This window comes from Lentzea sp. NBC_00516 (genome assembly GCF_036346835.1).
In the GTDB taxonomy this organism is placed as follows: domain Bacteria; phylum Actinomycetota; class Actinomycetes; order Mycobacteriales; family Pseudonocardiaceae; genus Lentzea; species Lentzea sokolovensis.
In genome coordinates this window covers 9,489,041-9,513,579 of record NZ_CP107840.1, presented here as the reverse complement: position 1 = coordinate 9,513,579, position 24,539 = coordinate 9,489,041, and the positions used below count along the sequence as shown (strand labels likewise).

General features: G+C 68.3%; 31 protein-coding genes and 2 riboswitches. Of the genes, 12 read left to right on the top strand and 19 right to left on the bottom strand.

Translation table 11 applies throughout. The features are described 5' to 3' along the window. Positions 1 to 120: 120 nt before the first annotated feature. Positions 121 to 777, bottom strand: a complete 657-nt coding sequence (locus tag OG205_RS44360) for an SDR family oxidoreductase (protein WP_330273725.1) — start codon at positions 775 to 777, stop codon at positions 121 to 123. 82 nt (positions 778 to 859) lie between these two features. On the opposite strand from OG205_RS44360, the gene OG205_RS44355 reads away from it, so the two are divergent. Both OG205_RS44355 and OG205_RS44350 read left to right on the top strand, forming a co-directional pair. Beyond that, complete coding sequence (locus OG205_RS44355) at positions 860 to 1,288, top strand: winged helix-turn-helix transcriptional regulator (RefSeq protein WP_330273724.1); 429 nt, start codon at positions 860 to 862, stop codon at positions 1,286 to 1,288. Positions 1,289 to 1,298: 10 nt separating this feature from the next. Further along, entirely contained in the window at positions 1,299 to 1,544 is a 246-nt protein-coding gene (locus OG205_RS44350) for a hypothetical protein (protein WP_093604692.1), read from the top strand. Here the strand turns inward: OG205_RS44350 and OG205_RS44345 are convergent. Continuing rightward, complete coding sequence (locus tag OG205_RS44345) at positions 1,541 to 1,978, bottom strand: iron chaperone (protein WP_330273723.1); 438 nt, start codon at positions 1,976 to 1,978, stop codon at positions 1,541 to 1,543. The genes OG205_RS44350 and OG205_RS44345 overlap by 4 nt on opposite strands. Positions 1,979 to 1,997: 19 nt before the next feature. On the opposite strand from OG205_RS44345, the gene OG205_RS44340 reads away from it, so the two are divergent. Both OG205_RS44340 and OG205_RS44335 read left to right on the top strand, forming a co-directional pair. Further along, the gene (locus OG205_RS44340; protein WP_330273722.1) at positions 1,998 to 2,870 is read left to right on the top strand and encodes a 3-methyladenine DNA glycosylase; all 873 of its coding nucleotides are present in this window, start codon (positions 1,998 to 2,000) and stop codon (positions 2,868 to 2,870) included. Between the two features lie 63 nt (positions 2,871 to 2,933). Further along, positions 2,934 to 4,640 carry a substrate-binding domain-containing protein gene (locus OG205_RS44335; RefSeq protein WP_330273721.1) on the top strand — a complete coding sequence of 569 codons (1,707 nt, stop codon included), beginning with the start codon at positions 2,934 to 2,936 and terminating at the stop codon, positions 4,638 to 4,640. A gap of 22 nt (positions 4,641 to 4,662) precedes the next feature. Here the strand turns inward: OG205_RS44335 and OG205_RS44330 are convergent, their stop codons facing one another. Continuing rightward, positions 4,663 to 5,475, bottom strand: a complete 813-nt coding sequence (locus tag OG205_RS44330; RefSeq protein ID WP_330273720.1) for an aldo/keto reductase — start codon at positions 5,473 to 5,475, stop codon at positions 4,663 to 4,665. Continuing rightward, on the bottom strand, positions 5,463 to 6,434 hold the full coding sequence (locus OG205_RS44325) for a helix-turn-helix transcriptional regulator (RefSeq protein ID WP_330273719.1): 972 nt from the start codon (positions 6,432 to 6,434) through the stop codon (positions 5,463 to 5,465). The genes OG205_RS44330 and OG205_RS44325 overlap by 13 nt, the downstream gene beginning before the upstream one ends. Before the next feature lie 49 nt (positions 6,435 to 6,483). On the opposite strand from OG205_RS44325, the gene OG205_RS44320 reads away from it, so the two are divergent. Genes OG205_RS44320 through OG205_RS44305 form a run of 4 tightly spaced genes read left to right on the top strand, consistent with a single transcriptional unit; the run spans position 6,484 to position 8,335 of the window. Beyond that, positions 6,484 to 6,861 carry a DUF3224 domain-containing protein gene (locus OG205_RS44320; RefSeq protein ID WP_330273718.1) on the top strand — a complete coding sequence of 126 codons (378 nt, stop codon included), beginning with the start codon at positions 6,484 to 6,486 and terminating at the stop codon, positions 6,859 to 6,861. Positions 6,862 to 6,863: 2 nt separating this feature from the next. Continuing rightward, positions 6,864 to 7,523, top strand: coding sequence for a maleylpyruvate isomerase family mycothiol-dependent enzyme (locus OG205_RS44315; RefSeq protein ID WP_330273717.1), 660 nt, complete (start codon positions 6,864 to 6,866; stop codon positions 7,521 to 7,523). 11 nt (positions 7,524 to 7,534) lie between these two features. Further along, positions 7,535 to 8,140, top strand: a complete 606-nt coding sequence (locus tag OG205_RS44310) for a class I SAM-dependent methyltransferase (protein ID WP_330273716.1) — start codon at positions 7,535 to 7,537, stop codon at positions 8,138 to 8,140. A 12-nt stretch (positions 8,141 to 8,152) separates the two neighbouring features. Then, complete coding sequence (locus OG205_RS44305) at positions 8,153 to 8,335, top strand: hypothetical protein (protein ID WP_330273715.1); 183 nt, start codon at positions 8,153 to 8,155, stop codon at positions 8,333 to 8,335. Between the two features lie 43 nt (positions 8,336 to 8,378). On the opposite strand, the gene gcvP is transcribed toward OG205_RS44305, so the two are convergent. The 9 genes from gcvP to OG205_RS44260 all read right to left on the bottom strand — a co-directional run bounded on the left by gcvP (position 8,379) and on the right by OG205_RS44260 (position 16,679). After that, a complete protein-coding gene (gene gcvP, locus OG205_RS44300; protein WP_330273714.1) occupies positions 8,379 to 11,273 on the bottom strand; it encodes an aminomethyl-transferring glycine dehydrogenase in 2,895 nt (964 codons plus the stop codon). Positions 11,274 to 11,322: 49 nt separating this feature from the next. Continuing rightward, positions 11,323 to 11,418, bottom strand: a riboswitch (glycine riboswitch). A 3-nt stretch (positions 11,419 to 11,421) separates the two neighbouring features. Then, positions 11,422 to 11,517: riboswitch (glycine riboswitch) on the bottom strand. Positions 11,518 to 11,573: 56 nt separating this feature from the next. Then, the gene (locus OG205_RS44295; RefSeq protein ID WP_330273713.1) at positions 11,574 to 12,545 is read right to left on the bottom strand and encodes a Clp protease N-terminal domain-containing protein; all 972 of its coding nucleotides are present in this window, start codon (positions 12,543 to 12,545) and stop codon (positions 11,574 to 11,576) included. A gap of 117 nt (positions 12,546 to 12,662) precedes the next feature. Further along, positions 12,663 to 13,229, bottom strand: a complete 567-nt coding sequence (locus OG205_RS44290) for a MerR family transcriptional regulator (protein ID WP_030476305.1) — start codon at positions 13,227 to 13,229, stop codon at positions 12,663 to 12,665. Positions 13,230 to 13,558: 329 nt separating this feature from the next. Further along, on the bottom strand, positions 13,559 to 14,032 hold the full coding sequence (locus tag OG205_RS44285; RefSeq protein WP_030468959.1) for a bifunctional nuclease family protein: 474 nt from the start codon (positions 14,030 to 14,032) through the stop codon (positions 13,559 to 13,561). A 150-nt stretch (positions 14,033 to 14,182) separates the two neighbouring features. Beyond that, on the bottom strand, positions 14,183 to 14,737 hold the full coding sequence (locus OG205_RS44280) for a MerR family transcriptional regulator (protein WP_330273712.1): 555 nt from the start codon (positions 14,735 to 14,737) through the stop codon (positions 14,183 to 14,185). Between the two features lie 33 nt (positions 14,738 to 14,770). Then, positions 14,771 to 15,220, bottom strand: coding sequence for a glycogen accumulation regulator GarA (gene garA / locus OG205_RS44275; protein WP_093604716.1), 450 nt, complete (start codon positions 15,218 to 15,220; stop codon positions 14,771 to 14,773). Positions 15,221 to 15,333: 113 nt separating this feature from the next. Next, the gene (gene gcvH / locus OG205_RS44270; protein ID WP_330273711.1) at positions 15,334 to 15,717 is read right to left on the bottom strand and encodes a glycine cleavage system protein GcvH; all 384 of its coding nucleotides are present in this window, start codon (positions 15,715 to 15,717) and stop codon (positions 15,334 to 15,336) included. A gap of 42 nt (positions 15,718 to 15,759) precedes the next feature. Beyond that, positions 15,760 to 16,341 (bottom strand): CDP-alcohol phosphatidyltransferase family protein, encoded by a 582-nt coding sequence (locus OG205_RS44265; RefSeq protein WP_330273710.1) that lies wholly within the window; start codon positions 16,339 to 16,341, stop codon positions 15,760 to 15,762. 122 nt (positions 16,342 to 16,463) lie between these two features. Continuing rightward, positions 16,464 to 16,679 carry a hypothetical protein gene (locus OG205_RS44260; protein WP_245822549.1) on the bottom strand — a complete coding sequence of 72 codons (216 nt, stop codon included), beginning with the start codon at positions 16,677 to 16,679 and terminating at the stop codon, positions 16,464 to 16,466. Between the two features lie 253 nt (positions 16,680 to 16,932). Between OG205_RS44260 and OG205_RS44255 the strand changes: the two genes are divergently transcribed. Next, on the top strand, positions 16,933 to 17,601 hold the full coding sequence (locus OG205_RS44255; RefSeq protein ID WP_330273709.1) for an ANTAR domain-containing protein: 669 nt from the start codon (positions 16,933 to 16,935) through the stop codon (positions 17,599 to 17,601). 152 nt (positions 17,602 to 17,753) lie between these two features. After that, complete coding sequence (locus tag OG205_RS44250; protein WP_245822551.1) at positions 17,754 to 18,113, top strand: STAS domain-containing protein; 360 nt, start codon at positions 17,754 to 17,756, stop codon at positions 18,111 to 18,113. A gap of 9 nt (positions 18,114 to 18,122) precedes the next feature. Here OG205_RS44250 and OG205_RS44245 read toward each other — a convergent pair whose 3' ends face one another. After that, positions 18,123 to 18,794, bottom strand: a complete 672-nt coding sequence (locus OG205_RS44245; protein ID WP_330273708.1) for an ATP-binding protein — start codon at positions 18,792 to 18,794, stop codon at positions 18,123 to 18,125. A gap of 131 nt (positions 18,795 to 18,925) precedes the next feature. On the opposite strand from OG205_RS44245, the gene OG205_RS44240 reads away from it, so the two are divergent. Both OG205_RS44240 and OG205_RS44235 read left to right on the top strand, forming a co-directional pair. After that, positions 18,926 to 19,324, top strand: coding sequence for an ATP-binding protein (locus tag OG205_RS44240; protein WP_330273707.1), 399 nt, complete (start codon positions 18,926 to 18,928; stop codon positions 19,322 to 19,324). Further along, positions 19,321 to 20,133, top strand: coding sequence for a SigB/SigF/SigG family RNA polymerase sigma factor (locus tag OG205_RS44235; RefSeq protein WP_330273706.1), 813 nt, complete (start codon positions 19,321 to 19,323; stop codon positions 20,131 to 20,133). Before OG205_RS44240 ends, OG205_RS44235 begins: the two co-directional genes overlap by 4 nt. On the opposite strand, the gene OG205_RS44230 is transcribed toward OG205_RS44235, so the two are convergent. The 5 genes from OG205_RS44230 to OG205_RS44210 form a co-directional block, all read right to left on the bottom strand. Next, positions 20,106 to 20,423, bottom strand: a complete 318-nt coding sequence (locus OG205_RS44230) for a WhiB family transcriptional regulator (protein WP_319978808.1) — start codon at positions 20,421 to 20,423, stop codon at positions 20,106 to 20,108. The genes OG205_RS44235 and OG205_RS44230 overlap by 28 nt on opposite strands. Positions 20,424 to 20,496: 73 nt before the next feature. Continuing rightward, positions 20,497 to 22,230, bottom strand: coding sequence for an arginine--tRNA ligase (gene argS, locus OG205_RS44225; RefSeq protein ID WP_330273705.1), 1,734 nt, complete (start codon positions 22,228 to 22,230; stop codon positions 20,497 to 20,499). A gap of 86 nt (positions 22,231 to 22,316) precedes the next feature. Further along, positions 22,317 to 22,997: a M50 family metallopeptidase gene (locus OG205_RS44220; protein WP_330273704.1), complete on the bottom strand. Its 681-nt coding sequence runs from the start codon at positions 22,995 to 22,997 to the stop codon at positions 22,317 to 22,319. A 98-nt stretch (positions 22,998 to 23,095) separates the two neighbouring features. After that, positions 23,096 to 23,767, bottom strand: coding sequence for a DUF4383 domain-containing protein (locus tag OG205_RS44215; protein ID WP_330273703.1), 672 nt, complete (start codon positions 23,765 to 23,767; stop codon positions 23,096 to 23,098). Positions 23,768 to 23,838: 71 nt separating this feature from the next. Then, on the bottom strand, positions 23,839 to 24,501 hold the full coding sequence (locus OG205_RS44210; RefSeq protein WP_330273702.1) for an SAM-dependent methyltransferase: 663 nt from the start codon (positions 24,499 to 24,501) through the stop codon (positions 23,839 to 23,841). Positions 24,502 to 24,539: the final 38 nt, after the last annotated feature.

Genomic DNA, 24,539 nt, shown 5'->3' with positions numbered 1-24,539 from the left:
CCAGGCGGATGCGATCAGGAGAACGCTCCCGCAGCGGTTGGATGCGGCGGAAACCTACGCCGGGCGATCGGGGACAACACCTAGTTCCGAGTCGGCCTCGCGTGTGCAGGGCCGACCGTCTCAAGAGGCCAGTGAGGCCTTCACCGCACGGGTGCCGTCATCCGCGAGCACCTCGTCATCACCATTCTGAATCGCTTGCAGTACTTGGGAAACGACATCCTCCGGCGCGACCTTGGGCCCCTCGATGTGCGCCGCCATGTCGGTGTCCATGTAACCGACGTGCACGCCGACCACGCTGGTTCCCTGCTCCCGCAACGCATCCCGCGTGGACTTCGTGAACGACCACCCCGCCGCCTTGGACGCCGCGTAGCCGCGGGCCGCCGGGTAGCCGAGCCACGACAGGATGCTCAGCACGTTGACGAGAGCGCCGCCGCCATTGGCTTTCAGAATGGGCGCGAACGCGTCCGTCGTGCGGACGAGCCCGTAGAAGTTGACCTCGAATTCTGCCTTGATGCTGTCAACTCCCTCGCCGGTTCCGGTGACACCGGCGTTGTTGATGACGATCGAGACGTCGCCGAGCTCCTTCGCCGCGGCCTCCACCGAAGCGTCGTCGGTCACGTCCAGCTGGACCGGGATGACGCCCTCGTCCACAACGGACGCCGGATTGCGCGCGCCGCCGTAGACCTTCGCCCCGCGCTTCACGAGCTCCTGCGTGAACGCCCTGCCGAGCCCGCGGTTGGCTCCGGTCACCAGCACCGCTGCACCGTCGAAGTCCATGACCCCTACCTCCTAAGTTGGCTTTCCCAACTCACGTTAGCGAGGTAAGTTGGATTTGCCAACTCACTGATAGGATGGTCACATGGCCCCTCGAACCTGTTCCATCGCGAACGCGCTGGAGGTGGTGGGCGAGCGCTGGTCACTGCTGGCGTTGCGCGAGGTCTTCCTCGGCAGCACCCGCTTCGACCAGATCGCCGCGAACACCGGCGCCTCCCGCGACGTGCTGACCGTGCGACTGAAGAAGCTGGTCGCGTCCGGCGTGCTGGAGAAGCACCAGTACTCCGAGCACCCGCCACGGCACGAATACCTGCTCACGGACACGGGCCGCGCCCTGCACAACGTGATGCTCGTGCTCAAGGAGTGGGGCGACACCTACGTGACCGAGGGCCCCCTCCCCCTCGTGTGGGAGCACTCGTGCGGCGCCGTGCTGGAGCCACGCGTCGTGTGCGCGGCGTGCGGCGAAGAGGCGACGCCGGAGTCGCTCACTCGTGCGACGGAGTTGACCCACTAAGTTGGGCGGCATGAGTGAGGACGACGAGGACGAGTTCGCCGAGGACGACGACTTCGAGGACGAGGAAGACCCGGACGACCTCTTCGCCGTCACGCCCGAGCCGCGCACGGTCTGTCACCTGTGCGGGGGTGCGAGCTACATCGCCGCGCCGACGCTCGCGATCATCGGTGGCGCGCCGCGGACCGTGGACAACGGGCGGGAGTGCCCGCACTGCGCCGGCGCGCGGACGTTCACCGGGCTCGTGCCGCCCCTCTAGGGCTTGACCGTGCGGTACCAGGCGAGGAACGCGTCGACCGGCACGCTGGCGATCTCGTCTCCGATGACGTCGAGGGCGAGGTCGGAGGAGCGCTTGAAGCGCACGCAGCTCTTGCCCATGTCGAGCTTCTTGCCGGTGGCCTCGTACCTGGAGCGGAACGACTCCTCGCCCTCGCCCGTCACCGTGGTCAGGTAGACGGAGTAGTGGCGTTTCTGGGCCGCCAGGGCGACGTAGCTGAGCGGCTGCTTGTTGTAGGTCGGGCCGCTCACCTCCATCGGCACGGACCAGGTGATCATCCCCCACATCATCGCCTCGACGTAGCCGCCGGGAAGGTTCGCGACAATGACTTCGCGCACGGTCTCGACCTCGGCACGCCGCTCATCAGGGAGTTCTGCGAGATACTGGTCGACCGTCGAGGCTTGGCTCTGCACCATGCGCGTACGGTAATCGCTCGTGGAGGTCTTGACCCGAGCCGAATGGCACGAACTGCGCGATTCGCACGTCGCGCGCGTACGCCGGTTCACGGGGCCGCATCAGGAGCGGAAGCTTCGCAAAGAGAAGCACCCGGTGATGGACTTCCTCTTCACCTACTACAGCCATCGGCCCGTGCGGCTCGAACGGTGGCATCCGGGGCCTGGCGTCGTCCTGGAGGACGCGGCGGAGTACCTGGAGTTTCCGCACTACAAAGCCACTGCTGACGGCGTCACGCTCGACGTCGGGAGCTTCGTCGGGCAACGGGCCAAGACGCTGGAGTTCGTGCGGGCGTTGCTCACGGCGACGCTCAGCCGCCCTGCCCGGCTCGGCTGTTTCGGGCTGCACGAGTGGGCGATGGTCTACCGGCAGCAGCCGGAGGAGGTCCGGCACAACGCGTGGCCGTTGCGCCTGGGCAGTGACGGCACGGATGAGGTGGTCGAGGCGAGCCGGATCCAGTGCGGGCACTTCGACGCGTTCCGGTTCTTCACGCCACCCGCTCGGCCGCGTAACGCTCTGCAGCCCACTCGCGACGATCAGTTGCTGAACGAACAACCCGGGTGCCTGCACGCGAACATGGATCTGTTCAAGTGGGCCTATAAACTGGAGCCCGCTACACCGTCAGAGCTGGTCGCGGACTGCTTCGAACTGGCCGCTGACGTGCGCGAACTCGACATGCAGGCTTCCCCGTACGACCTGGCGGGGCTCGGGTACGGGCCGGTGCGGATCGAGACGCCGGAGGGCCGTGCGGAGTACGCGCGCAGGCAGGCGGAGTTCGCTGAGCAGGCAAGACCGTTGCGAGAACGGCTCATCTTCGTTTGCCAGTCGATACATGGAGTGACTTCACTTCGCTGACGAAGTTCACCTGTTAGCGTGATTGGCGGTCGTCGGGGGCCGCTGAGTAGTTGTGAGGGATCGATGTCTCGACACCGCACTCTGCGGGCGAAGGTGAAGCGCGGAATCGCCAAGTGGCCCGTGCTCATCGTCGTGCTCGTGGTGCTGCTTGGCCTCAGCTGGCTCGCACTGTCGTGGGCCGGCGGAGTGCTCGACAAGCGTTCACAGGCCCTGGCCCAAAGCTGCAGCGAGGGTGACTCGGTGCTGCGTGTCTCCGTGACGCCGAGCGTCGCGGAGGCTGTCCGGGACGTCGCACGCGCCTACAGCGCGACACGGCCCGTTGTGTACGACCACTGCATCGCGATCGAAGTGACTTCCGCGGACTCCTCCGCGGTGCTGGAAGGCCTGACGACGACCTGGGACGAGTCGAAGCTCGGCAAGCGGCCCCACGCGTGGCTGCCCGACTCGACGCTCTGGGCGAACCGGCTGACCGCGTTGAACGCGAAGCTGGTCGGCTCGGCGCCGAAGTCCGTCGGCACGTCGCCGGTGTTGCTCGCGGCTCCCGAGGCCGCCGCGCCGGTGTTGAAGGACTTCCGCTGGTCGGACATGCCCGGGGTGACGGACTGGAGCAAGTACGGCCAGTCCTGGGGCCGGTTCAGCGTCGCGATGCCCGATCCGGCCGCGAACACGGCGTCCGCGCTCGCGATCCAGTCGGCACTGGCCGGCGGCGTGGGTCCCGTCACGCCGGAGTCGCTCGGGTCGGACGCCTCGAAGTCCGCGCTGACCAAGCTCGCGGCCACTGTGCCGCCGGAGGTTCCGCCGACGACGCGCGACGCGTTGCGGCGCCTGGGTGACAGCGCGACGGTCAACGCGGCGGGCTTCTCCGCCACGCCGGTGTTCGAAGTGGACCTGTTCAAGCACAACACGGGCAAGGAGGCCCCGTCGAAGCCTCTGGTCGGCGTGCTGCCGGCCGGACCGGCCCCGGTGGCGGACTTCCCGTACGTGGCACTGGGCGGCACCGAGGTCGGCGAGGCGGAAGTGCGTGCGGCGCAGGCGTTCCGCGACTTCATGACCGAACCGGGCCAGCAGGCCATCCTGGCGCGCGGCGGGTTGCGCGTCGAGTCCACTCAGGACCGCCCGTCGCCCTCGCCGGGCGTGTCCTGGTCCCCTGTCACGGAGAACCTCGTCGCCGCCGACGCGACGACCACGCAGCAGATCTCCTCGGCCTGGGCGTCGGCGGACCGCGGCGGGCAGGTCGTCACGGTGCTGACGGACGTGTCCACGTCGATGAAACCCCGGCTGGACAAGGTGAAGTCGGCCCTGCGCGGCCAGGTCGACCGATCGGTGTCTGGCTCGTTCGGGCTGTGGGAGTTCGCCCGCGACCTCGACGGTTCGAAGCCGCACAAGCAGTTGGTCGCGACCGCGCCCGTCGCGGACAAGCGTGACGCGTTGCGCAGGTCGATCGACGCGCTCAAGACCGCGGAGGGTTCGCAGCTCTACAGCGCGCTCGCGGCCTGCTACGAGACCGCGCACGACGGGTTCGTGGCCGGGCGGGTCAACCGGGTCGTGGTGATCACCGACGGCACCTCGGACGGCGGCATCGACCTGGCGGCGCTGAAGTCGCAGCTGCACGGGACGGACCTGCCGGTCAGCTTCATCGCGATCGGCGGCGACGTCGACAAGGCGGCGCTGACGGACATCGCGCAGACGACCGGCGGGTCGGTGTCGGTGGTGGAGAACGTGGACGGCGTGGAGGCGGCGCTCGGTCAGGTGCTGTCGACGAAGGCCTGACCGAGCGCGGTCAGCCAGCCGGTCAGGCGGCGTTGAAGCGGTCGGGGTCAGGGCCGGTGCGGGTGCCGTTGTCGAGCTCGGTGATCACGAGCATGTCGTCCTGGGCCAGCTCGAAGTCGAAGATGTCGATGTTCTCCTTGATCCGGTACGGCGTGACGGACTTCGGGATCACGACGATGCCGAGCTGGACGTGCCAGCGCAGCACGATCTGGGCCGGTGTCTTGCCGTACTTCTCGGCCAGGCCGACAATGTCGGGCTCGCGCAGCAACGCGCCCTGCCCGAGCGGCGACCACGCCTCGGTGACGATGCGGTGCGTCACGTGCACCTTGCGCATCTCTTCCTGTTGCAGCAACGGATGCAGCTCGATCTGGTTCACCGCAGGCGTGGTCGGGAACTCGTCGAACAGGCGCTGCAGGTGCGGGGTGTGGAAGTTGGACACGCCGATCGCGCGTACGCGGCCGTCGGCGTAGAGCCGTTCCAACGCGCGCCACGTGTCGGCGTACAGGTCGCGCTTGGGCGTCGGCCAGTGGATGAGGTAGAGGTCGAGCACGTCGCGGCGCAGGCGGCGCATGCTCTCGTCGAAGGCGCGCAGCGTGGAGTCATGGCCTTGGTCGGCGTTCCACAGCTTGGTCGTGATGAACAGGTCGGGGACGCCGGCGATGGCGTCGCCGACACCGGACTCGTTTCCGTAGGCGGCAGCGGTGTCGATGCTGCGGTAGCCGGCCTCGATGGCGGTCGTGACCGCGCCTGCCACCTGCTGCTCCGGCACCTGGTAGACGCCGAAGCCGAGTTGAGGGATCCGTACTCCGTTGTTCAACGAGATCAGCGGAACCATGCGGGTAGCTTCGCATCGTTGTAGACGTCGTGCATCGCCTTGATTGTTTCGACCAGTTCTCGTCTCACCTCGTTCGGTGCCAGCACTTCCACGTCCGCACCGAATTTGAGCAGGTCAGCGACGACGTGCCGATGTGACTCCGTGGGGAAGCCGAACTCCTCACCAGGTTCCGGTGCGGCGTCTCGGACGACGCGGGCCTGGTAGCCGCTGAGCAGGTACTGGGACTTGTCGAGTCCGGCACGCGTCATGCGGACCGTGACGCGCTCGCCGTACATGCGGGCCTCGAACTCCAGCGACCACTCCGCCCAGTACCGCGCGAGGTCGAAGTCCTTGGGACGTTCGAACGAGTCCGGAGTGGCCTGAAGGGACAGCACGCGCGAGACGCGGTAGGTGCGGCCGCTGCCGACGAAGTACCAGGTGCCCGCCTTCAGCACGAGCCCGTACGGGTCGACCTCGCGTTCGACGGTCTGGTTGCCCCAACGCCGGTAGGTCATCCGCACGCGGCGTTGCTCCCACACGGCGTCCGCGATCGTGGCGAGGTGCTCGGTCGGTTCGTCGCCGCGGAACCACGTCGGGGTGTCGAGGTGGAACCGCTGGCGGATCTGGTCGGCCCGGTCCCGAAGCTCGGTCGGCAGCGCGGCGAGGAGCTTGAGCTGGGCGGCGGCCGCGAACTCCTTGAGCCCCAGCGCTTCGGCGGGTCCGGGGAGCCCGGCGAGGAACAGCGACTGCGCCTCGTCGGTCGTCAGGCCGGTCAGCCGGGTGCGGTAGCCGTCGACCAGCTGGTAACCGCCGGCCGGGCCGCGGTCGGCGTAGATCGGGATGCCGGAAGCCGAGAGGGCCTCGACGTCGCGGTAGATCGTGCGCGGCGAGACCTCCAGTTCGGACGCCAGCTCGTCGGCCGTCATCCGGCCCCGGGACTGCAGGAGCAGGAGGACCTGGAGGAGCCTGCCGGATTTCATTCCTCAAACCTGACACGATCTGTCAGGAATAGCCAGCAGAGTGGTCCCCATGAAGGCAACCGGGACCATCGAAGTGAAGAGCTGGGACGAGAAGACCTGGGACGGCCGGTCCTACAAGGAGGTCGAGGGACGCAAGCTGACCGAGGCGCACGTCCAGTTCGGCTACGCGGGCGACGTCAGCGGCGTCGGCAGCTGCCGGTACCTCATGTACTACGGCGACGACGTGGCGTGGACGACCGCGCTGGAGGAGATCGTGGCGGACGAGGGCACGCTGGTGCTGCGGCACGTCGGCGCGTACCGGTCCTCTGTGGAGGCCGTGATCGAGATCGTCGACGGCACCGGGAAGTACCTGAACGCGCGAGGTGCGGTGAAGGTGGACTGGGCGGAGGATGGCAGCGGCACCTACACCCTGGAGTACGAGGTCTGACGATGACCAACGCCCCCGTCTACGACGCGGCCAAGACCCGGATCACCTCACTCGTCGAGGGGCGTGATCCGCAGACGCCGGTCGCGGCGACGCCCGGCTGGTCGGTGAAGGACGTGGTGGCGCACCTCGCCGGCGGTCTGCGCGACTTCGCGGACCGCCGGTTCGACGGCGTCGAGTCCGGCGAGTGGGGCGAACGGCAGGTCCGCGACCGCCGCGACAACTCGCTGGAGGACGCCTTCGCCGAGTGGGACGCGAACCTCGCGCTGGTCCAGCCGTTGTTCGACACCCCGATGGGGCCGATCCTCGTGTCCGAGGTGATCGCGCACGAGCACGATCTCCGCGCGGCGCTGGGGGTTCCCGGCGATCGGGACGGCGTGGAGGTGCGGGCGGCGCTGGTGCGGCCGTTGCAGGAGCTCGACCAGCGGATGCGGGAGAACGACGTGCCGGCGTTGCGGATCACGCTGGAGCACGGGGACCGCGTGCTCGGGCACGGCGAACCGGCCGGGACGTTGCGGACCACGTCGTTCGAGCTGATGCGGGCCATCGGCGGGCGGCGGTCGGCCGACCAGATCAAGGCGCTGGACTGGGACGGCGATCCGGACACGTGGATCGCCGCGCTGGCGTTGTTCGGACGGCACCGGCCGGAGCCGTTCGAGGAGTAACTTCCCCCGGCGTGAGCGACTGGTTGACGGACACACGCGACTCCTACGACACGGTCTCGGTCAGTTATGCCGAGCACACGCGCGACCTCCTGGACGGTCTCCCGCATCTGCGGGCGGCGCTGCGGTTGTTCGCGGAAGAGGTGCGCGGGCCCGTCGCGGACGTCGGCTGCGGCCCCGGCAACATCACGGCGCTCCTGAACGGGCTCGGCGCGGACGCGTTCGGGATCGACCTCTCCCCCGCGATGATCTCGCTCGCCCGGCAGAACCACCCCGGGCTGCGGTTCGAGGTGGGGTCGATGACCGAACCGATCGGCCACGAGGTCGGCGGGATCATCGCCTGGTGGTCGCTGATCCACGTGCCGGACGACGAGGTGCCCACTGTCTTCGAGCACTTCCACCGGGCGTTGCGGCCGGACGGGTTGCTGCAGCTCGGTTTTCACGTCGGCGACCGCACGAACCTCAAGACGCAGGGCTACGGCGGGCATCCGATGCGCGTGCACGTTCATCTGCGCAAGCCCGAGCGCGTGGCGGACTGGCTGCGGGAGGCGGGCTTCACCGTGGAGGCGCAGTGGTTGCTGGGCACCGACGGCGCGATCCTGTTCGCACGGCGTGGGTGAGACCATTTGCGCGTGTCAGAAGAACAGACGTGTCAGCGGTGCGGTGAGACGGTCGAGCTGGAACGGGAAGACTTCGAGCTGTTCGAGCGGATGCATCCCGACTGCTTCCACTTCGCGTTCGAGCACGACCTGAACAAGCCGGGCCTGAGCGTGGACGAGAACTGCGGCGACGACGCCTGCCCCGTCGGAGCATGAAAATGGGGCGCACCCCCGAGTGCGCCCCAGTTCCACTGCGGGCCTAGCTGCTGTACGCCGAGAGCGGCGGGCAGGAGCAGACCAGGTTGCGGTCGCCCTTCGCGCCATCGATGCGGCGGACGGGCGGCCAGATCTTCGGAGTCGCGCTCTGACCCGCCGGGAAGACGGCCTCTTCGCGGGTGTACGGGTGGTTCCACTCGCCGACGGTCACGCAGGCCGCGGTGTGCGGGGCGTTGCGCAGCGGGTTGTCCTCGACGGTCCACTCGCCGGCGCCGACGCGGTCGATCTCGTGCTTGATGGCGATCATGGCGTCGATGAACCTGTCGATCTCGGCCAGGTCCTCGGACTCGGTCGGCTCGACCATCAGCGTGCCGGCGACCGGGAACGACATGGTCGGGGCGTGCAGGCCGTAGTCGGCGAGGCGCTTGGCCACGTCGTCCACCGTCACGCCGGTGGCCTTGGTGATCGGGCGCAGGTCGAGGATGCACTCGTGAGCCACGAAGCCGCCCTCGCCGGTGTAGAGGACCGGGTAGTGCTCGTCGAGGCGGCGTGCCACGTAGTTCGCGGCGGCCACGGCGGTCAGGGTGGCGCGGCGCAGGCCGTCGCCGCCCATCATGCGCACGTACGCCCACGAGATCGGCAGGATCGACGCGGAACCCCACGGGGCACCCGAGATCGGGCCGACACCGGTGGCCGGTCCTGCCGTCGGCTGCAGCGGGTGGTTCGGCAGGAACGGGGCGAGGTGGGACTTCACGCCGATCGGGCCGACGCCGGGGCCGCCGCCGCCGTGCGGGATGCAGAACGTCTTGTGCAGGTTCAGGTGCGAGACGTCCGAGCCGAACTTGCCGTAGCGGGCCAGGCCGATCAACGCGTTGAGGTTCGCGCCGTCGACGTACACCTGGCCGCCCGCGTCGTGGACCAGGCCGCAGACCTCGCGGACGGTGTCCTCGTACACGCCGTGGGTCGACGGGTAGGTGATCATGATCGCGGCGAGGTCGTCGGCGTGCTCGGCGACCGTCGTGCGCAGGTGGCCCATGTCGATGTTGCCCTTGTCGTCGCACTTCACGACGACGACGCGCATGCCGGCCATGACGGCGGACGCGGCGTTGGTGCCGTGCGCGGACGACGGGATCAGGCAGACGTCGCGGTCGGCGTTGCCGTTCGCGCGGTGGTAGGCGCGGATCGCCAGCAGACCGGCGAACTCACCCTGGGAACCGGCGTTGGGCTGCAACGACACCGCGTCGTAGCCGGTGACCTCGGCGAGCCACTCCTCCAGGTCGGACACGATCTTCAGCAGACCCTTGGCGTCCTCGACCGGCGCGAACGGGTGCAGCGTCGAGAACTCCGGCCACGTGATGGACTCCATCTCCGCGGTGGCGTTCAGCTTCATCGTGCAGGAACCGAGCGGGATCATGCTGCGGTCCAGCGCGACGTCCTTGTCGGACAACGCGCGCAGGTAGCGCAGCAGCGCGGTCTCGGAGCGGTGCGCGTGGAAGACCGGGTGGGTCAGGTAGTCCGAGGTGCGGCGCAGGTCGCCCGGGATGCCGTCGGCGGTGTCGGCGTCGATCGCGTCCACATCGGACCCGGTGACACCGAAGGCCTCCCACACGGCGACGATGTGCGCGCGCGTGGTCTTCTCGTCGCAAGCGATTGCCACGACGTCGTCGTCGACCTTGCGCAGGTTGATGCCGGCCTCGCGGGCCTTCTCGACGACAGCGGCGGCCTGGCCCTCGACGCGGACCTGGACGGTGTCGAAGAACTCGCCGTGCACGACGTCGAGTCCGGCCTCGCACAGGCCCGTGGCGAGCACGGTGGCCAGGCGGTGCACTCGGGTCGCGATCGAACGCAGGCCCTCGGGACCGTGGTAGACGGCGTACATGGACGCGATCACGGCCAGCAGCACCTGCGCGGTGCAGATGTTCGACGTGGCCTTCTCACGGCGGATGTGCTGCTCGCGCGTCTGCAGCGCGAGCCGGTAGGCCAGCGAGCCGTCGGAGTCGACGGAGACACCGACGAGACGGCCGGGCAGCTGACGCTCCAGACCGGACCGGACGGCCATGTACCCGGCGTGCGGGCCGCCGAAGCCGATCGGCACGCCGAAGCGCTGCGTGGTGCCGACGACGACGTCCGCGCCGATCTCGCCCGGCGCGCGCAGCAGCGTCAGCGCCAGCAGGTCGGCGACGACGACTGCCTGCGCGCCGGCGGCGTGGATCTCCTCGATCAACGCGGCCTGGTCGCGCACGACGCCGGAAGCGCCGGGGTAGGACAGCAGCACGCCGTAGAAGTCGCCGCCCAGGCCGAGGCCCTCGATGCCCTGCGACAGGTCGGCGACGACGATCTCGATGCCCAGCGGCTCGGCGCGCGTCTCGATGACGGCCAGCGTCTGCGGCAGCGTGTCGGCGTCGATGACGAACTTGTTCGACTTGGACTTGCCCGCGCGGCGCACCAGGGTCATCGCCTCGGCGGCGGCGGTCGACTCGTCCAGCATGGACGCGTTCGCGACCGGCAGGCCGGTCAGGTCGCCGACCATGGTCTGGAAGTTCAGCAGCGCCTCGAGACGGCCCTGCGAGATCTCCGGCTGGTACGGCGTGTACGCGGTGTACCAGGCGGGCGACTCGAGCACGTTGCGCAGGATCACGCCCGGCGTCACGGTGTCGTAGTAGCCGAGGCCGATCATCTGCGTCATCGGGCGGTTCTGCGACGCGAGCTCACGCAGCTCCGCGAGCGCCTCGGTCTCGGTGGCCGGGGCGGGCAGGTCCAGCACGAGGTCGCGCTCGTGGATGGACGAAGGCACCGCGTGCTGCGCGAGCTCCTCGAGCGACCCGACGCCGATGACGTCGAGGATGCGCGCGAGTTCGGCGGGGCGCGGACCGACGTGGCGGTCGGCGAACGGGGTGCCGTGCTCGAGAGCTGCGAGCGGAATGCGGTCCTGCGTCATCAAACGCCTCCGGGGGGCTGCGGGCACACGTGTCCTGGTGCCCTCCCCGCTCTGTCCGTACCCCGAAGGGCGCCTGAGAGGTTCACCCACCTGTCAGGATGGGCTTTCACCGTCGGCGGGATCCCTAGAGATCCACTTTCCAGAGGCGTCTCGCTCGGCGGTCCTGGATGCCTGAGAGGTTCCCGGGGAGGGACTTGCTCCTTCGGCGCCGGGCTCGAAACCCGGTCTCTCCCGCCAGAGTTCGGCGACTACCCGAGAAGAATACCCGCAGGCAGCCCCGCTAGTCCCCAGGGACGCGACCTACATCTCAGTGCCAAGACCGGCGAGCGCCCCCGCGACGGGGTCCGCCGGGTCGTCGCGCAGCGCCACGAGCAGGTGCGTGGTGCCCACGACCGCGTCTCCGCGCCGGGCAGCGACGAGCTTCGCCCGTTCCATCGCACGCTCCACCTTGCCGCCGCTGACGGGCAGCGCGGCCGGGTCGATCCCTGCCTCGCGCAACGCCGCCGCCCCGCCCGACTCGAGCTCCGGCTTCAGCTTCCTGCCCGCCACCTTCAACTGGCGGTCGACCGTCAGCACCGCCTCCACCAGATCGCGAGACGACACCTCTCGCCTCGCGGCCACGGCCAGCCGTCCGGCCTCGTTGCGCACGACGGTCAGCACCGGCCCGCCCAGCCCCTGACCGCGGGCGATCCAGCGCATCAGCCAGCGCACGTACCCGCCGCCGGACTCCCCTTCCAACGCTCCCGCTTTGCGCAGCAACCGCACGGCGGGCGCTTCCTCGATCTCCGCGTGGGTTCGCGCGGCGTCCGCTCGCACAGCGGCGGCCGTCGCGCCGACGTCCACTCCGCGCAGCACGAACAGGTCGGCGGCACGGCCGGAACCCTGCTCCAGCAACGCCAGCGAGAGGTGGGTGGTGGTCAGCACGCCGTCACCGGCCCGGGCGAACGCCGAGAGCAGACACTCCTCCAGCGCACGGCTGACGGGCGGCACGGTCTCGATGACAAGGCGGTCGCAGGCGACGTTCACCAACGCCGTGACGTCCGGATGAGCCTCGGGAACGACGCCACCGTCGTCGTCGGCCCAGTGCTCGGGTCCCCGCGCCATCGCCTGGGCCCGCAACGACTTCACGCCGAGCTTGCGGCCGGGTCCGATGGTGTCGATCAGCGAGATCAGCAGGTTCTCGGTGCCGAGGAAGCCGAACTCCAGCCGGAGCGCGCGCTTCGCCGCCACTTCCAGCACCTTCACGACCTGATAGGAGGGGGTGATCGTCATGCAGGCAACGCTAGGGACCGGCAGGGTCTGATCGCTGCTGCCGACCGGCCATCCCACGGCGCCAGTCGGCCACGTTCACAGTGCTGATCGATCACAGTGCCGATCAGTCGGGGCCGGTCAGCCGGTGGCGCGCTCGCGACGCCGGCGGGTCAGCTCGTCCTCGGTCATCGGAGCGATCTCGACGCCGTCCGCGCGTTCGGCCGGGAACTCGTGGATCGTGCCGGAGATCTCGCGCATCGCACCGCTGACCGCGATGCCGAACACGCCCTGACCGCCCTGCAGCAGATCGACGACCTCTTCCGGCGAGGTGCACTCGTAGACGGTGGTGCCGTCGGAGAACAGCGTGATGCGCGCCAGGTCCTGCACGCCGCGGCGCCGCAGGTGATCGACAGCGACCCTGATGTTCTGCAAGGAGACACCGGTGTCCAGCAGCCGCTTCACGACCTTGAGCACCAGGATGTCCTTGAAGGAGTACAGCCTCTGACTCCCGGAGCCGTGCGCCATCCTTATCGTCGGCGCGACCAGCCCGGTCCTTGCCCAGTAGTCGAGCTGCCGGTACGTGATCCCCGCGATCTGACATGCCGCGGGTCCTCGGTAACCGACGAGCTCGTCCGGCAGCGAGGAGTCCGGGAACAGTTCACCCTGCAGCCCGGATTCGGCCCGCAAGGGCGCTTCCTCGACCACGCCTGCCTCCCCTCGGAACGGCCACGAAACTCATGACCGTCAAGCCGCTACGTCAGCTCACGCGAACCAGCGACATCCACTCGAGTTCGACGGTAAGACCGGTCCGAGGGCTGGTCAACGCGACGCGCGGGGAGTTGCGACCCTCAACCTCAAGTGGAGAGTCATACCGTCACCCGAACTGGGACGTTCAGGTGACGTTTAGTGATCGTTTAGCGAATAAAACGACCGTAAGTAGTCCGTTCGAGGGACATCCAAACGAACTGACTCACGGCCCATACAAGACGGAGTGCGACACCCGGAAAACTCAGGTGTCGGCACCTCTGCTGTGCCTATGTGTCCGCTCCGCGGAAGTCTTCAGGAGAGACGGAGTCGAGGAACTCGCGGAACTTCTCCACCTCGTCCTCCTGCTCGTCCGGGATGATGAGGCCCGCCTCGGCCAGCACGGACTCCTCCGCGTGGATCGGCACGCCGACCCGCAACGCCAGAGCCACCGAGTCGGACGGCCGCGCGGACACCCGCACGTCACCGTCGAACACGAGCTCGGCGAAGAAGGTGCCCTCCTGCAGGTCGGTGATCCGGACCTGTTCGAGGTTGCGCCCGAGCGCCCCGATGACGTCCTTGAGGAGGTCGTGGGTGAGCGGACGGGCAGGACGAACGCCCTGCTGCTCCAACGCGATCGCCGTGGCCTCGACGGAGCCGATCCAGATCGGCAGGTACCGCTCGCCCTCGGTTTCACGCAGAAGAAGGATCGGCTGGTTCTGGGGCAGCTCCACCCGCACGCCGACGACGCGCATTTCGCTCATCGGGCCTCGCCTCCCTCTGTTCGTTCGAGGACGACCCGGTTCACACCCGAGCATCCCCCGGCGTACATGTCCGACGCTACCCGCCAAGCGGGCCGTGTGCTCAATCGTTGCGGGCAGATAGTGATCAACACTGCACCCCTGTCCGGTAGATCAGGACTGCCGCAAGCCCGCTCTCACCAACAACGTGTGCAACGAGGTGAACAGGTCAGCCAATTCCCGAACCGTCTCGGGATCTGAGAAAGATTTCAGCACGACCACCTCGTGGTCCGCTGCCGCGCGGACCGCGCGCAGGTGCTCGCGCTCGACGCCGAGCCCGGTCATCGTCCGGATCGTGCGGAGCGCGGTGATGTCCTCGGTGGTGAACCGGCCGCCGGGGCCGGGGCGCAGCAGACCGTCGCGTTCGAGCTGGGACAGCTGCTCGGCGGTGAAACCGGTCTGGGACAGCAGATCGAACCGCGACAGCGACGTGGCGTCCTCGGGGACGGAGTCGAGCTGCTCGCGGATCACTTTGAGCGGCAGGTACCTGTCCCGTTGTGCGGACAGCACGAACCGCAACCTCTCGACGTCCGCCACGGCGAACTGGCGGTAGCCGGAGGCGGTGCGTGCCGGGCGGACCAGCCCCTCCGCTTCCAGGAAGCGGATCTTGGAGATGGTGACGTCGGGGAACTCGGGACGAAGCTGTGCGAGCACAGCCCCGATGCTCAAGCCCCCGCGTTGTGGCCGCCCGGCCGTCACGCGTCAGGCTCCCGCGGAGCCAGGACCCGTCAGGAAGACGAGGCGGAACTTGCCGATCTGAACCTCGTCGCCGTTCGCGAGGACGGCCTGGTCGACCGGCTCACGGTTGACGTAGGTGCCGTTGAGGCTGCCCACGTCGATGACGACGAACTCACCGCTTTCCCGGCGGAACTCGGCGTGGCGGCGCGAGACCGTCACGTCGTCCAGGAAGATGTCGCTGTCGGGGTGGCGCCCCGCACTCGTCGTGTCACGGTCCAGCAAGAACCGGGAACCGGCGTTCGGGCCGCGCTTCACCACGAGCAGCGCGGAACCGGCGGGAAGGGCGTCAACACCGGCAACAGCCGGCTCCGGGGCGGGGGTGCCTTCCATCTCCTGGAGGAAGTCCGCCCGGAAGACGGAGGTCCGCTCCGGGGACTGCTCCGGCGGAACGCCTGGGCCGTCGTTCGTGCTCACCTGAGCTCTCCTCCTGCTGCTGGATCCGTCACTTCCGGTAAAACCTATCGCGTTGGGGTCACCGCCTTCAGCGCGGCTCCCCTTCCGGCCGAAGATCCGGCGAAAGATCGACGTCACTCCTTCTCCACCAACGCCTTGTAAGCGTCCGCGTCCAGCAGGCCTTCCAGCGCCTCGGGGTCGTTCAGCCTGATCTCGACCATCCAGCCCTCGCCGTACGGATCGGTGTTGACGGAGTCCGGCGTCTGGACCAACGCGTCGTTGATGGCGACGACCTCGCCGTCGAGCGGCGAGTAGAGGTCGGACACGCTCTTGGTGGACTCGACCTCGCCGAACGTGTCGCCGGCCGCCACGGTGTGGCCGACCTCGGGCAGCTGGACGAAGACGACGTCACCGAGCTGTTCCTGGGCGTAGTCGGTGATGCCGACGCGCACTGTGTTCTCGCCGCGGGTGGCGATCCACTCGTGCTCCTCGGTGTAACGAAGCTCCTCGGGAATCAACTGACTGCGCTCCTCGTGCTGAACCTGTATGGGGTGATCTTTTCACGCGACCGTGCGAGGTGTACCCCGCAGGGCCAGGAAGAACTGGTAGACGTACAGCAGCGCCGACCACAGGTAGAGGGCACCGCCCCACACCGTGAACGCGTAGGCGAGCGGCTGGGCTGCCTGCGCCCACGCCGAGTCGCCCTGCGCGAGCAGCAGCAGGGGGAAGGCGTACAGCAGGTTGAAGGTGGCGGCCTTGCCCAGGTACGTCACCTCGAACGGGCCCCAGCCCCGTTGCCGCAGGATCAGCAGGCAGATGCCGACGACGATCTCTCGCCCCACGAGCACGAGGGCGACCCAGAGCGGCACGATGTCCCTGATCACGAACGCCAGCAGCGTGCAGAACACGTAGAGGCGGTCGGCGGCGGGATCGAGCAGCGCGCCGAGGTTGCTCATCTGGTTGAGCCAGCGCGCGAGCTTGCCGTCCAGCCAGTCGGAGAAGCCCGCGAAGACGAGGACGAGGATCGCCCAGCCGTCTTCGCGGGGTCCCAGCAACAGGTAGAGGAAGAGCGGAACACCGGCCAGCCGCAACACGCTGAGCAGGTTCGGAATCGTCAGCAGGCGATCAGCCGGATCACGCACACCCGCACTCTAAACGAGTGACTGCGCAAGGGCTGCCGGATGGCGTCACGGCACGCGGTGCGACTGGTTGCGGGTGGTGCCCGATGTGCGATCTCACTGTGTTCGTTTCCAGCAGGTAAATCTCAGGCTGTCCGGGTGAACGTCCATCCTCGGCGCTGCATCTCGGCACCGGTGATGGCGTGCGGGCGGCCCCGGTCGTCGCGGCCCACCCAGCGAGCGCGGAAACCCTCGAGCACGTAGGCGTGACCCCGGCTCCACACCACGCTGCACGGCGTGGTCGGCAGAGCGGAATCGCAGTCCGCGTCCTGCATCGGCTGGGTTTCCATGGCGGTTCTCATTTCAGTCCCTCCGTGACATCAGGGATGTCGCGCACCGGGGCTCCGGCGTTATCCCTGGAAACGAATTCTGTCGGACTGTGGTTCAGAACACGTGTCCTGTTTGGGTCCTAAGCGTTAACTGGATCGAACCGCGCGCCGAGCTGTTCGGGCCCGAAGCGGAACGGAAGACCGGGTCCTTGCCTGCGCAACCGTTCGTCGTACGACGATGACCGCACGGCTCGTCCAGTTCATCGGCCGGGCCTAATCTCAGCGCGTGAACCAGGTGAAATTCGGTGCGGAACTCATTTCGCGAGTGATGGACCACCTGTGCTCGCAGCTGGACGGCTGCGAGGGCGCGGGCCTGAGCGTGTGGCCGGACGGCAAGTTGATCAGGGCCCACGGGGTCGCCGTGGAACTGGACGCCGAGCAGCTGACCAGCGGCGCGGGACCGCTCGTCGAGGCCTCGCGCGACGAACGGCAGGTGTCCGGCGAGGTCGGCGGCATGCACGTCGTCGCGGTGCCGGGCAGCTGGGGGGACAGCGGGCCGGTGGTGCTCACGGTGTACCTCTCGCACGCGCCCCAGGTCGCGGATCTGAAGGCCATCGAGGAGATCGAACCGCTCATCGCGACCGCGGCGGCGGTGGTCGAGTTCTGCGCGGGCGAGGTGATGCGCGCCGACCAGATGGTGCGGATGGTCCAGCACCGCCGCTACATCGAGCAGGCGAAAGGTCTGGTGATGGGGGCGCGGCCGAGCGCGCCCGGCGAGGCGTTCGAACTGCTGGTGCGGGCGAGCCAGCGCGCCAACGTGAAGCTGCGGGACGTGGCCACCGCGTTGGTGCTGGTCGTGGGCGGGACGCTGGAGGACAGCGCGGAGGAGGCGGTCGAACCGCCGGCCGCCGCGTTCGACGTGGCGCGACGACTTTGGGAGGCACTGCGCGTTTGAACCGACCATTGTCTGGGTATGGCTAGGTCGATCTGTCCTGTCGAGCGGTCACTCCCGTACGGTGGTGTCCGCAGCGGTTGAGCCAGCAGCCGCACAGGAGCCGCTGCATTGGCGGCTCCCCTTGTTTCTGTATCGCGAGAGGGAGTACATCGGTGACTGTGCAGGACCCGCGTGCGGAGCAGACCATCGCGCTGTCGGTGAGGCAGCCGGCGCCCGGTGCCACGGTCCTCGCCGTGTCCGGCGAGGTCGACATGGTGTCCGCGCCCACGCTGCGCGACGCCCTGGTCAACGGCATCGGCGACGGCGGCACCTTCGTGGTGGACATGACTGGCGTGACGTTCCTCGGCTCCGCCGGTCTGGCGGTGCTCGTCGAGGCCGCCCGCCTGGCCCAGCGAGAGAACGCCGCTCTCAAAGTGGTGGCGACCGCACGAGCGGTGACGCGCCCCTTGGAGGCCACCGGACTGGGCGAGGTCTTCAGCCTGCACGACTCCGTCGACTCGGCCCTGGGGTAACCCGTCCGCTCAGCCGGTGCTGCGGACGGTGAGCCGGTTGCCCGCCGCTCCGAGCGCCTCGGCGACCGCGCGAAGGGCCTGTTCCACTCCGCTCTTCTCGACGCCGAGCCCGCTCAGGTCGACGGTCAGCGGCACGGTGCCGCCGCGTGCCGCCGTGGTCAGCGTGCGGCGCAGCGACGGGCCTGCCTCGGCCGGCACGTTTCCGCGCACCACCGCTACTACGCCGGAGGAGGTCTCGTGGACCTGGACGTCGCATTCAGTCGCGGCCCGGGCCACGGGCAGTGCGGGCGAACGAGCTCGACGCAGGCGCACGGTCGTGCCGCTCGCCCTGCGATCTATCTCGACCTCGTCCACGCTTTCCCGCATGAGCAGAAGTCCCCGGCCCCGCGTGGTCAGCGCGGGAGGCGGTATGCGCCACTGGCCGTGGTCGGCAACGTCGACGCGCGCCGTGCCGTCCGCGTCGACGCGGGCACGCACCTCGATGGTGCCGTCCGCCAGGCCGGGGTAGGCGTGTTCCACGGAGTTGTTGACCGCTTCACTGACCGCGAGAACGAGGTCGCTCGCCTCGTCCTCGCCGAAGCCGCTGCCCTGCAGCCATTGGCGAAGTTGGTGCCGTACAGGCGCCACCTCGTGCGCGTCTGCCGGGAATCTGAGGGCAAGGAAGTCCTCGTGCACAAGCACAGCGCCCCTCCCGTTGATTGCTTCTGCCAGGTGATTTCCCAGGCCACGACGCGAATACACGTGTGAAATGAGATCGATTCGGGTACGGCGATGACGTGCCCGCCTTCAGCAGAACGGACTACGAGGTGGCTGTGACTCAATTGTCAGGCGTCGAGCTTCGGATGGCCGCGGATCCCACGCAGCTGTCCATCGTGCGTGCGGTCGCGGCGGACATCGCGATGCGCCAGGACTTCGACCTCGACTCGATCGAGGACCTGAAGCTCGCCGTGGACGAGACGTGCTCGACTTTGATCACGCTGGCGGCCCAGGACGCGGTGCTCAGCTGCCACTTCGCGGTGGACGACAGAGGTGCCGTGCACGTCGCCGCGAAGGTGTCGGCGAAGTCCGCGGCGGGCCCGGACGAGGCCAGCTTCGGCTGGCGGGTCCTGACCGCGCTCGTCGACTCGGTGCAGACCGCGGTCGAGGAGACCGAAGGGTTCGTGGTTCACATCGACCTCGTGAAGTCCACGGCAGGGGCGGTGGATGCGTGACCGGGGCGGAAGAGGCCACCAAGACGGAGGAGACCAAGCCGGAGGCCAAGTCCTCCCGCTCGGGTGACTACGACCACCTGGCACCGTTGTTCGCCGAGCTCGCGGTCACACCCGCGGGCCCGGCGCGCGAGACGTTGCGGGACAGGCTCGTCACCGAACACCTCCCGGTCGCCCAGCACATCGCACGCAGATTCGGTCACCGCGGCGAACCGCACGAGGACCTGGTCCAGGTCGCGACGGTGGGCCTGATCAACGCGGTCGACCGCTTCGATCCCGACCGCGGCAGCGACTTCCTGTCGTTCGCGGTGCCGACGATCATGGGTGAGGTCCGGAAGTACTTCCGCGACTCCAGCTGGTCGGTGCGGATGCCGAGGCGGCTCAAGGAGCTGCACCTGGCGATCAACGCGGGTACGTCGAGGCTGTCGCAGTCGCTGGGCCGCGCGCCCACGCCGTCGGAGCTCGCCGAGCACCTTGGCCTGTCACGCGAGGAGATCCACGAAGGACTCGCGGCCGGAAACGCTTACCAGAGCGCGTCTTTGGACGACATGCTGATGTCGGAGGACTCGTCGATCTCGCTGGGCAGCACGATCGGCGAGGAAGATCCCGAGATCGCGATGATCGAACAACGCGAGGCGCTGCACCCGTTGCTGGAGAAGCTGCCCGAGCGCGAACGCAAGATCGTGGTCATGCGCTTCTTCGGCAACATGACCCAGACCCAGATCGCGCAGAAGGTCGGGATCTCCCAGATGCACGTCTCGCGTCTGCTCGCGAAGACGTTGCGTCAGCTCAGGGACGTGCTCGAGGAGTAGGCACGGACACGGCGCCGGGCCGCGACGACGATCTGGCGCCGTTCGTCCTCCCCCATGCCGCCCCACACGCCGTACGGCTCCTGAGCCTCGAGCGCGTGGGCGCGGCATTGCGCGAGCACCGGGCACTGCTCGCAGATCGCCTTGGCCTTCTCCTCCCGGGCAGCCCGCGCGTACCCGCGCTCGTTGTCCGGGTGGAAGAAGACCGCGCTGTTCTGCCCACGGCACAGACCGTCCATCTGCCAGTCCCACACTTCGGTGACCGGCTTGGGCAAACGGGTGGTGCAGGTCATCGCGACTCCCGGTGGGCTGGGGGGAAAGAGTTGCGATCACTGCGTACCCGTGGTCTGACCAGGCATAAACCTGTTACAGCCTTTCGGGTGCCCCAATACCCAGCAGGGACAGCCCCAGCGTGAGCACCCGCGACGTCAGCGCGAGCAACTGCAGCCGCGAGTCCTGCAACTCCTGCGTCTCCGCCTTCGAAACCGAAGCGCTGCTGTAGAACGCGGTGAACGCCGTGGCCGTCTCGAAGAGGTAGTTCGTGAGCTTGTGCGGCGCGAGCTCGTCGATGGCCGCCTGAATCGCAGTAGGCAGCTGCAGCAGCTTCAACGCCAGGTCACGTTCGGCCTGCTCCTGAAGGATGAGCGGCGCGTCATCTGCTGGGACGCGCCCGACCATGCGTCCGATCGCGTTGATCCGGGCGATCGCGTACTGGATGTAGACCGAGGTGTCGCCGGTGTGGGCGAGCATCTTCTCCCAGGTGAAGACGTAGTCCTTCTCCCGGTCGTTGGAGAGGTCCGCGTACTTCACCGCGCCCAGGCCGATCGTGCGGGCGAGCGCGTCCTTGTCCGCACCCTCCACATCGGACGTTTCGGGCATCACCTTGTACGCGTTCTCGACGGCCTCGGTGAGCAGGTCGATCAGCTTGATCGTGCCGCCGGCCCGAGTCCGGATCGTCTTGCCATCGGCCCCGAGGATCGTGCCGAACCCGGTGTGCACGGCGGTGTGCGCGTCGTCGAGCCACCCGGCCTGCTTCGACGTGGCGAAGATCATCTGGAAGTGCTGCGACTGCGGCGTCCCCACCACATAAATGAGCTCGTCGACCTTCCGGTCCCGCACCCAGTACCGCACCGTCGCGAAGTCCGTGGTGGCGTACCCGTACCCACCATCGCTCTTGCGCACGATGAGCGGCAACCGGTCACCCTCGCGGTTGCTGAACCCCGGCGGGAACACGCAGAGCGCGCCGTCGCTGGTCTCGATGAGACCCTTCTGCTGCAGCTCGGTGATCGTGTCCGCGAGGTAGGGGTTGTAGAAGCTCTCGCCGTAGTTGTCGCCTGCCGACAGCCCGATGCCGAGCAGCTCGTAGATCTGGTTGAAGTGCCGCTGCGACTCCCCGACCAGCTCGTGCCACAACTTGAGCGTCGCCTCGTCGCCCCCCTGCAGCAACACCACCCGACGCCGCGCCCGGTCCGCGAACCCGGGATCGCTGTCGAACTTCTGCCGGGCCTGCTGGTAGAACGCGTTGAGGTCGCTGATCTCGTGCTCAGCCCCCTGCCCCTCGTCCGTCAGGTGCTCGATGAGCATCCCGAACGGAGTCCCCCAGTCACCAAGATGGTTGTGCGGGATGACCTCGTGCCCGGCGAACGTCAGCAGCCGGCAGAACGCGTCCCCGATGATCGTCGACCGCAGATGCCCGACGTGCATCTCCTTGGCCACGTTGGGACTGCTGTAGTCGATGGCGATCCGCCGAGGCTCGTCGGTCTCCGGCACACCGAGCCGCGAGTCCCCCACCAGGCTCGCGGCCTGAGCCTCGAGCCACTCCCGCCGCAACTTCAGGTTGATGAAGCCAGGCCCGGCGATCTCCGGCGTCTCGATCGCATCCTGCGCGTCCAGGTGCTCGACGATCAGCGCGGCAACCTCACGCGGGTTCTTCCCGATCTTCTTGGCAAGACTCATCGCGACGTTGCACTGATAGTCGGCACCGTCCCGGTTGGACGGTCGGATCAGCGCTTCCTCGGCGGTGATGTCCACGTCCAGGGCGACGCGCAACGCCCGCGCGACCCGCTGGCCCAGCTCAAGCCCGACATCCCCACGCAGCACTGAACCCACCTCTCGACAACCGGCTTGTTCACACAAGTATTTCACCCGCGCCAAACCGGTTGTGACAGCGCCCGCCGAGGGCCGCGTCACCACCGCCCGAGCAACAACGCCCCGCCACCCACGAGGGCGGCCGCGCTGACCACCCCGAACACCGTCACCCATCCCAGCGCGGGCACCCCGGTCAACCAGGCCAACTGATCGGCATCGGACCGAGGCGCCTGCCTCCTCCACCGCTTGACCTGCAACTCCCACACCGGCCGAACCCCGCCCAGCAACAAGAACCAGGCGAACACATAAGCAGCAGCGTCCCGGACCTCAACAGACGCGTAGAACGAGACGAAGAAGAACACCCCACCGGTAACGATGATCGACAACACCCCGAACACGTTCCGGATCATGATCAACATGGCCGCGAGAAACCCGATGCTGATCCACAACATCAACTGAATCTGCTCGTTGGTGATCAACACAGCCGCGCCGAACCCGAGCAGCGACGGTGCGATGTACCCGGCCAGCGCCGTCAGCACCATCCCCGGCCCACGCGGCTTCCCCCGCGACACGGTGAGCCCGGACGTGTCGGAGTGCAGCTTGATCCCACTCAGTCGCCGCCCGGTCAGCACGGCCAGCAACGCGTGTCCGCCCTCGTGGGCGATGGTGATGACGTTGCGGGTCAACCGCCAGATCCCGTGCACGGCAACGGCCAGGAAGGCGGCCAGCGCGGTTCCCCACGTGATCAGCACTTCGTGCGTCAGCAACTCGGAAGGCATCGCGACATAGAAACAGACGCGCCGTGTGAGCCGTATGTGGGCTCGCACGACGCGTCTGTGCCGGACAGCAGGTTCGTCCGGATGTAGTGCTCGATGAACTAGTGCTTGATCTTGTCCTTGCTCACCCGCTCGGTCTTGGGGTCGACCACCGCCTGCTCCTGGGTGATCGGCTCGTTGCGGGCGGCGCGGGCCGAACCGGTCGGAAGCGGCTCGGTGATGGGCGCGGTCGGTCCGGTGCTGACGGTCGGGTCCATCTGCTCGACGCGCGGCGAGCCGTCCCGCTCGTCGCGGAACGCCTCCGAGCGCGGCTCGGGCACGACCGGCTCCTCGTCGAGGTCCTCGACGAGCTTGCGGCGCGCGGGCATCACCGCGAGCAGCAGGCCGAAGACGGCGAGGCCGAGGTGCAACCAGTTGTCGTTCGTGTTGACCGCCAGCGGGTTGCCGTACTGCTCGGCCGGGTTCTGGGCGAGGATCCCGGTGATCATCAGGTCCCACACGAAGAGCGCGGCGAAGCCGGCGAACAGCAGCCAGCCGTACAGCCGCGAGAGACCCGAACCGAGAGCCATCAGCAGGCCGAGCACACCGACGGCCACCATCACCGTGTTGTGCAACGGGTTCACCGAGAACCCGAGCACGAACGAGCTGGCAGCCCAGTCGCCGACCCCTGTGCGAGTGAAACCCACGATGCCGAACACGATGAACGCGATGCCGGCCAGTCCGGCCAGCAGCTGCACCGGCTGCAGACCGGCGACCTTGATGCGGTGGGTCATTTCGCCCTCCAGGCTCCGTGTCTTGTTGCCTGGCGGACTACCCCGACCTCACAGGGACCAAACGTTCGGCTTCAGCGGTGTCCCTTGCGCCCGATTCCCGCGTACGCGCCCGGCACCACGGCCGGCGCCTCGATCGACAGCCCTTCCATGAGCTGCTCGACCGGCGTCGGATGCGACACCACGAGGAACCCGCCGGCCGGGAGCGCGTGCCGATAGCGGCGCACGACACGGCCAGGCCCGGTGACGTCGTCGACGTACCGAAGAACGTCGACCATCAGCACCGCGTACGGCTCGCGCAGGTCGAAATGCGACAGCACGCCCGGATGCCGCAGCACCTGATCGGGACGGCGCAGGTCCGCTTCCACGGCGCACGCCCGCGGTTCGCCGCGCAACAGTCCACGTGAGAACGCGACCGTGACCGGATCGGAGTCCACGTAGACCACGCGCGCGTCGGGCAGCGTCTGGTGCGTGGCACCGCACGTCGGTATGCCCGAGCCGAGGTCGAGGAACTGGCGCACGCCCGCCGCCCAGCAGTGGCGGACGGCGTGGCGCAGGAACGACCGCTGCGCTCGGGTCACGAGCGGCAACTCCGGGTCGATCCTGACTGCCTGCTTGGCGAACGCGCGGTCGGCGGCGTAGTTGTGCGCACCGCCGAGATAGAAGTCATGGATCCGCGCGGCGTTCGGCCGACGTACGTCGACCTCGTAGCGTGCGAAGGCGGGGACCGCAGCCATTCGCAGAGCGTAACTGGCGCCTAGACCATTCGGGCGAA